Genomic DNA, 11,448 nt, shown 5'->3' on the forward strand with positions numbered 1-11,448 from the left:
TATATGGCCATGGACCAGAGAGAAGCAAACTTATTCTTTCACTTGATTAATCATTTGTACGAACGAAGTTCGATCATCCTGACTTCAAATAAAAGTCCAGATGAGTGGGGTAATTTAATTGGGGACCAAGGGATTACAACAGCTATTTTAGATCGCTTACTTCATCGTGTGGAAGTCATCCATGGAGGTGAAAACGAGGAAAGTCATCGCATGAAAAACCGGAAAAGCATTTTTTCAGCAGAAGTGTAAAAAGGAAACGAGCAAAAAGTGTAAAATTCAACTTGACGTCTACACACTATCTGCTCAAATGCGCTATTCTACCTTGGAAGCGATTTTTGAAGTGGACGAAGAAGTGCAGAGGAAGCTGGATCCCAAGAGGCGGGTAGAGATCAGGGAGTTTATCATCCGATCATTGGAAGCTGGCGAGGATTTCTATTTCTCACCATTCGTTTTTTCGGCTAGAGGCGCCATTACAGAAGCGGCAGATGGATGGGAGCTGGCCCCCGGCAGCAAATTGTACATAATCGACGGCCAGCATCGCAATGCCAGCATTTCTTCAGCTATAAGCCATTTGAAATCAAGAAAAGAATCAGCCGAGGAAACAGGACAAACGGAAGAAGCAAAGGTTCTGCAGACATACATAGAAAAGCTGAAGGAATATCCCGTTGCCATGCAGGTGTATTTGAACCTGACCAGGCAGGAGGAGAGGCAGCTTTTTACGGATATTAATACTGAAAGAAGAGAAGCAAACATCGGACAGGTCATGCGCTATGATAAGCGTGACGAGTATACTGAGTTAACAAGAAACACAGCCAAGCAGCTGCAAGATCTATTTGAAATCGAACAAAACCTTTCCAGAACATCACTCCACAGCTCCGCACTTACATCTTTAGCCACCATGAGAAAATCAATCATCGCCTTATTTGAAGGAATAGTAACAGTGAAAAACGGTCCCCCTTACATTCGGTGCAGCCCGAATGAAGTTGAAGAAACCGCAGCAGAATTTTTCCGCATCTGGCCACAAATTTTTCCTAAGCAAAGTGCAGACAGAATAAAATATGTAAGCGGTTATTCAGGTATTCAGATCGCTCTCGCTTATTGTGCCAACCAGCTGACTAGAACCCATAACTTGTCGTACAAAGAGGCCATACATGAACTTAAAAGGCTAAAACATAAATGCAGCTGGAAGCATGCCGATCCAATGTTCAGCCACCTGTACGATGTCAGCACTGCCAGGATTAAGGGCCACTCTTCAACAAGGAAAATCCAGCAAACAGCATTAGAGTTTAAAAAGATAATCGAAACAGGGAGGCCTCAGCTGTGATCGTTCATGAGATCTTTTCAAAGCGGCAGACATTTATTACGTTTCCCGTTGCTGAATTAGTCCGTTTGTATAAAGAGGGACAGCTTGCACTGCGTGAGACGAACCAGCTTCATGTGAGACGGATAAAAAAATATATCTTCTCGAATGCTGCTGGCGGGGAAATCTTTCTGCCGCCCCTTGTGGCTTCAGTTAAAAAGGGGATGCTGGACGGGAAGGTTCCAGAAAAACTAAGAATTGTAGACGGGTCTCATCGGTTGAAAGCCCTGCTTCAGCTGGAGGATCAAATTTTTATGAGCATGAAAAGTGAAAACAATGCAGATATTCGAAACGCCTATCATCTTCAATATTTACTAGAGCAGACAGAGCTGGCTGTTCAGGTGCTGGAAGGGCTATCGCAAGAGGAGGAGAATCAGCTTTTCATTGACTTGAATACAAAAGGAAAACAGGTGGCTTTATCGAAGAGGATTGCCTATGATTCCAGAAACAGCTTAAACGGCATTACAAACCGAATTCTGCAATCAAATGCCAAGCTGAAGGAAGCAGGGGTGGAAACGGAGAAGAGGTCCATGATCCGGCCAGCTAATAAAAAGTTCCTCTCATTGTCGCAGCTGCGCCTGCTTGTTGCTACTTTTCTTGCAGGAAAGGTATTGGGAAGACCGGAGGAATGGAAAGGGAATCATGAGCTGACAGAAGAAGAGTACATGGAATTAGTGAACCTTTGGCTAGAAAAACTCTTTACCTTTTATCCGCCTGATAGAATCGGAAACTATCATGAAACCATGCTGGCAAGCTTCCCGCTTATTCAGGCAATCGCTCTGTTTGCGATTAAAGACTGGAAAGACAAGCCCTTTTCGGAAAAGAAGATAGAGATAGCTGAAAGAATGGACAGCATTAAAGAAATTGACTGGAGGAGCGGGAATCTGGAATGGAGGAAATTTGAGGGGTCCCTTAGAGGGGATACCTTTTTTCTGGCGAAAAATAAACGCCATATTGATCAGCTTTCAGATTGGCTGGAGAGGAAAAGGAGGTGAGTTATATGTAATAAAAATAAAAACCCTCAGGCGGGTCCGGGAAGACAATAGCCTGAGAGTTTCAAGTGAGATGGAGTTTACCAGCTCATAAGTTAGTATACTCCTAAAATTGCATTATTTAAATAGTAAAGTATCGAGGAGGTTTAACTTAATAATGGAATCTACTATAATCAGCAAGTATATTATCGTTCCTGAAACGAAATCAATTAGAGCAGAGTTTGATGAGAAAGGGAATTGCCGGAGTATTGTTATGGAAGGGAATTATACTTTTACAGTAGATATGAAACCAGTGGAGATTATTAATGCAAGCCTTAAATATTATGGGTTTGACCTGAATGGCGCGATAAGCGGATCGAAATCAGTTATTGGCTCATGTCAGGCTCCACCTATTCGTATTCCGGGAAGGATGAACATGTACTGGTTTCCGCATACCTTGCCACATCATGATGAGTGTGTGTGGTTCGCTCTTCATCATGTAGAAGCGATACTGCCTGAGGGCGAAGACCTATCGAGGATCTATCTAAAAGGCGGCCCTTGCTTTAAGCTGAACACTACCGCAAAAGCTCTTTCAGAAAAATATGACCGGACCGAGAAGTACGAAACAAAGATATCCAAACGGACTGAAAACACCTTAAGCTTTATTATGGAAAGAACAACGGATATCTACTCGGTTGAAAAAGGGAAGCGAAATTATGTGATCACACGGAAGAAAGATTAATTAGAAAAAGATGCTGATATTCTTGATCTTTCAAACATAAGTTATTGGGAGTTTTATATTTTTTTGGCTAAAGACTTGGATGGGCATATTCCTGAACAAAGACCGATGAATCTTGTTATGTTTAAAAAGAATGAATTTTCACTTTGCCCCCTTATCCCGCAAAGGTAATCAAAAATAGACAAATCGAGACACTGTCTCGTTTTGTCTATTTTTTTTTGAATAATATTTCACTGAATTGTTGAAAAATTAGGGCTTTGTTTTTTGGCACGGTTCTTGCATTTAAAAGGCTGTAATGAATTTTTTCAAGGAGGCTGAAAGAATGAGAACATTGGAGAGCAAAGATGTAGCTTTAACGAAGGAGAAAGCTCAGTGGATGTATCAGAAAATGTCTGAAATCCGCAAGTTTGAGGACAGAGTTCATGAGTTATTTGCACAAGGGATCCTGCCTGGATTTGTTCACTTATACGCAGGCGAAGAGGCAGTCGCCGTAGGGGTTTGTGCTCATTTGAATGATAAAGATAGCATAACAAGCACACATCGCGGACATGGTCATTGTATTGCCAAAGGCTGTGATTTAAACGGAATGATGGCTGAAATTTATGGAAAGGTCACAGGGTTATGTAAAGGTAAGGGCGGATCCATGCATATTGCCGACTTTGATAAAGGGATGCTTGGTGCAAATGGAATCGTTGGAGGAGGGTTTCCGCTCGCATGTGGTTCAGCCTTAACGGCCAAGTATAAAAAGACCGACAATGTAAGCGTTTGCTTCTTTGGTGATGGTGCCCAAAATCATGGAACGTTCCATGAAGGAATTAATTTGGCTGCGATTTGGAAGCTCCCAGTTGTATTCGTTGCTGAAAATAACGGGTATGCAGAAGCTACGCCTTTTTCTTATGCATCGAGCTGTAAATCCATTGTCGATCGTGCAATTGCCTATAATATTCCTGGCATTAAGGTGGATGGAAAGGATGTACTGGCTGTCTACCAGGCTGCAGAAGAAGCTGTTCAAAGGGCAAGACGCGGTGAGGGGCCAACCCTTATTGAATGTGTGACTTACAGAAATTATGGCCACTTTGAAGGGGATGCCCAAACCTATAAAGCAGCACAAGAAAAAGAAGAGCATAAGCAAGAGAAGGATGCCATTCTTCTATTTAGAAATCATCTATTAAGTGAGCAGCTTATGGCTGAACAGGAGATAGCAGCGATAGAAAAATCTGTCGAGGAAGCAGTGAACCAAGCTGTAAAGTTTAGTGAAGAAAGTCCGTATCCAAGTGCATCTGAGCTGTTAACCGATGTATACGTCTCCTATTAGCAGATAAAAGCTTAACGGCTTAAAAGTTAAACAGCATTTAATCATTCAAAGATGCTGAGATAATTCTGATGATCAAATTAAAAGGAGGGTGCTTTCATGACAAGAAATTTGAGTATGTCAGGTGCAATTAATGAGGCGATGAAGCTTGCCATGCGCAAGGACGAAAATGTCATTTTGATGGGTGAGGATGTTGCCGGAGGGGCTCAAGTAGATCACTTGCAAGATGAAGATGCATGGGGAGGCGTGCTTGGGGTCACGAAAGGGCTTGTGCAGGAATTTGGCCGGGAGCGAATTTTAGATACGCCGATTACCGAAGCGGGATATATGGGTGCTGCGATGGCAGCAGCATCAACCGGGCTTCGACCAATTGCGGAATTAATGTTTAATGACTTTATTGGAAGCTGTTTAGATGAAGTATTAAATCAGGGAGCAAAGTTCCGTTACATGTTTGGGGGCAAGGCACAGGTTCCCGTTACAATCAGGACCATGCACGGTGCTGGATTTAGAGCGGCTGCACAGCATTCTCAAAGTTTATATGCGTTATTTACTGCGATTCCAGGTGTGAAGGTGGTCGTTCCATCAACCCCATATGAGGCAAAGGGCTTGCTGCTTGCTGCGATTGAGGATAATGATCCAGTCATCTTTTTCGAAGATAAAACCCTCTATAATATGACTGGTGATGTTCCAGAAGGCTATTATACAATCCCAATTGGCAAAGCAGATATTAAACGGGAAGGAACGGACGTGACGATTGTTGCAATCGGCAAGCAGGTTCAGACCGCATTGGAAGCTGCAGAACAGCTGTCTGTAAAAGGAATTGAATTGGAGGTAGTCGATCCGCGGAGCTTGTCGCCATTAGATGAAGAAACAATACTTTCCTCTGTAGAAAAAACAAACAGACTTATTGTTATTGATGAAGCAAATCCAAGATGCAGTATTGCGACAGATATTGCAGCACTTGTGGCTGATAAAGGATTCGATTTCCTTGATGCACCGATCAAGCGGATTACAGCCCCTCATACACCTGTACCGTTCTCTCCGCCGCTGGAGGATATTTATCTGCCGAAACCAGAGCGGGTGGTTCATGTAGTATCGGAATTATTAGGTACACCTCTTGAAGTATAAAGCAGGAATGGAAAGGTGAGATAAACATGTCAGTAGAAGTTGTGATGCCAAAGCTGGGAATGGCCATGAAAGAAGGTACGGTGTCAATATGGAACAAGCAAGTCGGGGATCAGGTTGGTAAAGGAGAACCGATTGCGAGTGTAAGCTCGGAAAAAATTGAAATAGATGTTGAATCTCCAGCAGAGGGGACCGTATTGGAAATAACGGTTCCCGAAGGAGAGGGAGTCCCTCCCGGAACGGTTATTTGTTATATTGGCCATCCAGGTGAAGAAATTAATTCTGTAAAGGCTTCTGTACAAGCTCAAAAGCCTGTAGCGGTAGCAGAATCTCCCGCAAAACAAAAATCAGAGCATAATGGACCGGCGAAATCCGCTCGAGATCGCGTGAAAATTTCTCCAGTAGCGAGGAAAATGGCAGAAGCGGGCGGCCTTGCTCTTGATAACATCCAAGGTACAGGGCCTGGAGGAAGAATTACGAAGGAAGATGTTCAGGAAGCTTTGAAGCTTTCACGTAAGCCTCAAGCAGAAGAAAAGAAGGAAGTTGACAAAACCATCATCGAGCCGCAGGAAGAGATTCAGGTGACCCCAGTTTCTGGAATCCGAAAGGTTATTGCAGGAAGAATGCAGGACAGTCTGCAAAAAACAGCACAGCTGACCATGAACATGAAGGCAGATGTCACAGACTTAATCGCTTTACAAAAGCAATCAGCAGAAACCGTTCAAAATCGTTATGAGAATAAATTAACGATGACTGATTTTATCGCAAGAGCTGTTGTGCTATCGCTTCAACAGCATCCGCAAATGAATAGTGCCTATATCGATGAAAAAATTCATTTATTTAAGCATGTGCATCTTGGGATGGCTGTTGCCATTGATAAGGGCTTGGTTGTTCCAGTTATTCACCATTCTGAAAGGCATTCACTCATTGAATTGTCACGAAGCATTAAAGCGCTGGCACAAAAGGCTAGACAAGGGCAGCTTAGCAATGAAGAGATGCAGGGTTCCACCTTTACGATCAGTAATCTCGGCTCTTACGGAGTTGAGCACTTTACACCGATCTTAAATCCGCCTGAATCCGGGATTCTTGGTGTTGGCGCTGTCTATGATGCACCAGTTTATATAGGTGAAAAACTCGAAAGAAGAAGCATCCTGCCTCTCAGTCTAACATTTGACCACCGTGTTCTGGATGGAGCTCCGGCTGCAGCATTTTTGCAATCGGTCAAACAGTTTTTAGAAGAGCCAGTCACGATGCTTTTATAGAAAGGAGGGAATGCTTTGGGATCGATCGCCATTATTGGAGGCGGACCTGCTGGATATGTAGCCGCAATTACTGCGGCCCAGCAGGGACAGGAAGTCACCATTATTGAACAGGGGCCTCTTGGAGGAACATGCTTAAATGAAGGCTGTATGCCAACAAAATCACTTTTACAAAGTGCTGAAGTATATAGTCAGCTAAATCATGCCGCAGAGTTTGGGGTTCGTCTGCCATCCGGGCAAATAGAAATGGATTGGAATGCCGTCCAGGAGCGTAAAAACAGGATCGTTTCAACCCTTGTTCAAGGGATTCAATATTTAATGAAGAAAAATAGAGTGAAGGTAATAAAAGGAACGGCCTCGTTCATAACAAGTCAAGTTCTGCGGATTGATAGCAGCGGAAAACAAGAAGAGATCAAGGCAGATAATGTCATCATTGCAGCAGGCTCAGAACCTGTCCAATTGCCATTCGCTCCTTTTGATGGAAATTGGGTGATTCATAGCGGCCAGGCGATGTCGCTGCAGTCGATCCCTGACTCATTGTTAATTATTGGCGGAGGTGTAATAGGCTGCGAGTTTGCCAGTGTTTTTAGCAGAATGGGAACCAAAGTCACTATGGTCGAGATGGCGGATCAGCTGCTTCCGGGAGAAGATGAAGATATCGCATCGATCCTGCATAATCAGCTTGAACGTGATGGTGTAGCCATTTACCCTTCTGCTAGTCTTAAAGATTTAGATTCAAGCCGAAAGAGAGCGATCATCGAAGACGATAACGGTCTCCATGAAATTCATTCAGACTTAGTTCTCGTGTCCATTGGCCGTAAGCCTAGGGTGAATCACTTGGGTCTTGAGAATATAGGGATTAATTTTTCCAAACAAGGAATCCATGTGAATGAGCAAATGCAAACGAACATTCCATCTATATATGCATGCGGAGACATAATCGGGGGAATTCAGCTTGCCCATATGGCTTTCCATGAAGGAAAGGTGGCTGCTATAAATGCATGCGGGATTGATGCCCAAGTTAATAATAGTGCTGTTCCCCGGTGTATCTATACATCACCTGAAATTGCCTCCGTAGGTTTAACCGAAAAGCAAGCAAGGGAAAAATATGGCGATATAAGAATAGGGGAATTTCCATTTTCAGCAAACGGCAAGGCGTTAATTGCCAATGAACGCGCTGGCAAGGTAAAGGTTTTAATCGAACCGGAATTCGGCGAAGTTCTTGGAATTTCCATCGTTGGAGCGCATGCAACAGAACTGATTGGGCAAGGGGCCGTTATGCTTCATGCAGAACTGACAGCAGACATACTGGAAAATTTCATCGCTGCCCATCCAACCCTATCTGAAGCCATTCATGAAGCGGTGCTCAGTGCCGTTGGACAAGCTGTGCATGTTTAATAGGGGAGGCAATTAAATGAAAGCTGCTCTTTGGTATGACACAAAAGATATCCGTGTCAAAACGATTCCTGAGCCTTCGCTTGAAAAAGATCAGGTGAAGGTAAAGGTGTCTTATTGTGGAATATGCGGGTCAGATTTGCATGAATACTTGGCAGGTCCCATTTTTATCCCGGCAGAAGAACCCCATCCAATCTCGAAGGACAAGGCGCCGATTGTCATGGGCCATGAGTTTGCTGGTGTGGTCGCTGCAGTTGGGGAAGAAGTAACGGATATTGATGTGGGTGACCGGGTATGTGTAGAACCGATTTACAGCTGCGGAACATGCCATTCCTGCCGTAAAGGACATTATAATGTGTGTGAACAATTAGGTTTCATAGGTCTATCTGGCGGGATAGGCGGTTTTTCGGAATACAGTGTGGTGCCATCTAAGATGATTCATAAAATTCCGGACCATATGACATGGGAACAAGCAGCTCTTGTTGAGCCAACAGCAGTTGCCGTGCACGCTGTTCGCCAAAGTGAAATGAAGATTGGGGATTCCATCGCAGTTATTGGCACAGGACCAATCGGTTTACTGGTTATTCAAGCCGCTAAAGCTGCGGGTGCAAGCAAAATTATGGCGGTAGAGGTTTCGCCAGAACGGCGGGAAATAGCCAAACAAGCTGGTGCAGACCTTATCATTAATCCCTTAGAAAGAAACCCTGTTCAAGCAATAAAAGAATATACAGATGGACTTGGGGCTGATGTTGCATTTGAGGTAGCTGGAATCGAGGCTACCATAAATGTCGCGATTGAATCAACAAGAGCTGAAGGGAATGTAGTAAATATTAGCATATGGGAGAAACCTGCCAGCATACCGGTAAATCAATTTATTTTAACAGAGAGAAAAATGACCAGTATCATAGCTTATCGAAATATTTTCCCGCAAGTGATTCAATTGATTGCCAATGGACAAATTAAAGCAACAGAGTTGATCACCAAGAAAATCTCCCTTGATCAAATTGTTTCTGAAGGATTCGAAGCATTAACCAAAAACAAGAACCAAATAAAAATACTGGTAGACCCTTCATTATAAAAGGCTCTTTTCGTAAAGTTTGTTGCTTTTTGAAGGCGAACTTATTTTAACAAACTGGGTTGATTGTAGCGGAGGGCACTTGGCTCCTGCCCGGAAGAGAGGGAAGTGGGAGACCCCACAGGCGAAGCCAAGGAGGCTCTCATTCCTCTCTAAGGAAAGCAAGTGCCCCGTGCTGAAATCAACGGGCAAAATGTATGCGGCCTTAAAATTTATCAAGACCTAATTCGTAAAAAGTTATATAAAATAGAGGTTGATATATAGTAGTCATGTATATATGTATCAGCCTCTTACTTCTTTTTCTATAATCGTCCTTTAATGGAAGATTAACTATTTTAAGAATACTTTATCTCCCACATTTACAATACCGTTACGTTCAACCTTAGCCCAAACACCAAACGTTGCACCATGATGTTTAACTAAAGTTCGCAGTAAACGATTATCCTGTCGTAGTTCCTCTTGATGATTATTAACCATTACACATCTTTGAAGTGGGGCCATAACTCTTAGGGTTGCTGTCGTTCCAATCTTGATTTGCTGGCCAACCCAGTTATCCTCTATAAATCCGGTTGATTCTGTATCAATTAAGAGATTGGCTCTAAAGCGTCGAGGGTCTACAGGCTCTCCTATTTGCTGACTCAGCATACGTAAGGATGAAGTCGTAATGATACTGATTGGTCCCTCGTCAAAATGCGATATTGATTCTTCTCGCACTAAGGTTACTGGAAATCCTAGTCGCTCACTTAAAGCCTTATCTACGGCATTATCGTCACCTCGATATTCCACTCCATCAGGCATGGTTACAATGGGAATATCCCTTTCATACCTTGCTCGAAAATTAAATAGGCCTTTCATATGTTGAAAACGGCGAGTTGTTTTTCCACTACCGAACTTTCCGGTCATGTCTTTTATCGCCCACAAACGGTCTCCTAAGAACCCGCGATTATCAATAGGTATTGAAAACAAAGACTCTCCTAAAATTGATTTTACAGGAAACCGACGAATTTCTTTGACTTTCCATGCAAGTTCATTATTATAATTCAAAGTTTTCCCCCCTGTTATAAAACAACCTGCTTCATAATCTGGCCCTATACATAAAGAAAGAGCGTAATTCTTATTCTGGAATTGCGCCCGATTATGGAAGATCATTTATATTTGTCTTATTGAAGCTAAGCTAGTATTTACTTAATAAAAAACCTTGTATGATACAAATAATGAAAATAAAAAAGCAATAATAAAATTAAGATGGTTCTACTACCTGTCTAATTGTATAAAAAATGCCAGTTGTTTCATCTACATGTACATCTGGAAACCCGTTTGCCCTCTCAACAGCATCCTTCCCCTCTTTTGTATATCCTGTACTAATTTCAAAGTGATTCCCATGATAAGACTCATACGGAATAATCCATTGTGGTTGATTGTTAAGCGCTTGCCTTATTTGGAAGTCTTGCGAAGATAAAACAGTATATTCGCCACTCTCATAAACTAATTCGGAAACGGATGTCACTCTGTTTTCGCGCAACGTAATAATGAATTTATCTTTTCCTACCTTTATCTCTCCTCGCACATCATCTTTTGTCAATCCTTCGTCCTTTAGCCAATAAGAGATGGCTTTGTCAGCTGAAGAGTACCATCTTTGCCCCCTGATCTCAGTGGGATATTCATTCACAAGCATCCACGTAGCTAATAAGAGCATAATAGACCAAAAGGATAGTAAGCTGGTCATGACTCTATTCATGGGATCCTCCTTTTTCACTTTATTGGACTTTAATAATTGTACGGATTTATCGAATAAATGTTTCATAAATTCTCTATTTAAACAATCCTGGACCTTTGTTTTAAGAAATAGTAGCCAGATGTCAGCTTGGATCTGAACTGATGCACCCTTTTTAGTTTAAGTTATCATGAACGAAACTAGCTCCTTACTCGTAACACCGTAGGTTAATTTGGTTACACTGTTTACTGGAAAAGCAAACCAAATCAGAGCTACATTACGGAAGGAGCTAGTTATTATGAAGGATACCATAAAATATGTAGGTTTAGACGTTTCAAAAGAAAAAATTGCCGTTGCCATTGCAGATGAGGGTCGAGATGAGCCAAGGTATTGGGGAATGATTCCTAACACTCCGGAATCCATTAGAAAATTAGTAAAAAAGCTTGGAGAAAAAGAGAATCTTCGAGTGTGCTATGAAGCTGGTCCAACTGGCTATGG

General features: G+C 42.5%; 10 protein-coding genes and 2 pseudogenes. 10 read left to right on the forward strand and 2 right to left on the reverse strand.

Annotated features, from left to right (window positions below):
* From istB to L634_RS0126570, 9 genes and pseudogenes are all read left to right on the forward strand, one after another.
* Positions 1 to 249 (forward strand): annotated as a pseudogene (gene istB / locus L634_RS31815) (IS21-like element IS643 family helper ATPase IstB); the annotation flags it as partial.
* 25 nt (positions 250 to 274) lie between these two features.
* On the forward strand, positions 275 to 1,324 hold the full coding sequence (locus L634_RS31820; protein ID WP_051428425.1) for a DNA sulfur modification protein DndB: 1,050 nt from the start codon (positions 275 to 277) through the stop codon (positions 1,322 to 1,324).
* Positions 1,321 to 2,355, forward strand: a complete 1,035-nt coding sequence (locus tag L634_RS0126540) for a DNA sulfur modification protein DndB (RefSeq protein WP_026585024.1) — start codon at positions 1,321 to 1,323, stop codon at positions 2,353 to 2,355. Before L634_RS31820 ends, L634_RS0126540 begins: the two co-directional genes overlap by 4 nt.
* 154 nt (positions 2,356 to 2,509) lie before the next feature.
* A complete protein-coding gene (locus L634_RS0126545) occupies positions 2,510 to 3,073 on the forward strand; it encodes a competence protein ComK (protein ID WP_026585025.1) in 564 nt (187 codons plus the stop codon).
* Between the two features lie 319 nt (positions 3,074 to 3,392).
* Entirely contained in the window at positions 3,393 to 4,385 is a 993-nt protein-coding gene (locus tag L634_RS0126550) for a thiamine pyrophosphate-dependent dehydrogenase E1 component subunit alpha (protein WP_026585026.1), read from the forward strand.
* Positions 4,386 to 4,481: 96 nt separating this feature from the next.
* Positions 4,482 to 5,510: an alpha-ketoacid dehydrogenase subunit beta gene (locus tag L634_RS0126555; RefSeq protein ID WP_026585027.1), complete on the forward strand. Its 1,029-nt coding sequence runs from the start codon at positions 4,482 to 4,484 to the stop codon at positions 5,508 to 5,510.
* Between the two features lie 26 nt (positions 5,511 to 5,536).
* A complete protein-coding gene (locus L634_RS0126560) occupies positions 5,537 to 6,769 on the forward strand; it encodes a dihydrolipoamide acetyltransferase family protein (protein WP_026585028.1) in 1,233 nt (410 codons plus the stop codon).
* Between the two features lie 15 nt (positions 6,770 to 6,784).
* On the forward strand, positions 6,785 to 8,164 hold the full coding sequence (lpdA, locus tag L634_RS0126565; protein WP_026585029.1) for a dihydrolipoyl dehydrogenase: 1,380 nt from the start codon (positions 6,785 to 6,787) through the stop codon (positions 8,162 to 8,164).
* A gap of 16 nt (positions 8,165 to 8,180) precedes the next feature.
* Positions 8,181 to 9,239 (forward strand): 2,3-butanediol dehydrogenase, encoded by a 1,059-nt coding sequence (locus L634_RS0126570; RefSeq protein ID WP_026585030.1) that lies wholly within the window; start codon positions 8,181 to 8,183, stop codon positions 9,237 to 9,239.
* A gap of 327 nt (positions 9,240 to 9,566) precedes the next feature.
* Here L634_RS0126570 and L634_RS0126575 read toward each other — a convergent pair whose 3' ends face one another.
* Complete coding sequence (locus tag L634_RS0126575) at positions 9,567 to 10,280, reverse strand: MOSC domain-containing protein (protein ID WP_026585031.1); 714 nt, start codon at positions 10,278 to 10,280, stop codon at positions 9,567 to 9,569.
* 196 nt (positions 10,281 to 10,476) lie between these two features.
* Entirely contained in the window at positions 10,477 to 10,974 is a 498-nt protein-coding gene (locus L634_RS0126580) for a hypothetical protein (protein WP_026585032.1), read from the reverse strand.
* A 274-nt stretch (positions 10,975 to 11,248) separates the two neighbouring features.
* On the opposite strand from L634_RS0126580, the pseudogene L634_RS31825 reads away from it, so the two are divergent.
* Positions 11,249 to 11,448 (forward strand): annotated as a pseudogene (locus L634_RS31825) (IS110 family transposase); the annotation flags it as partial.

The organism is Bacillus sp. J33, from assembly GCF_000518885.1.
Lineage (GTDB): Bacteria > Bacillota > Bacilli > Bacillales > Cytobacillaceae > Cytobacillus.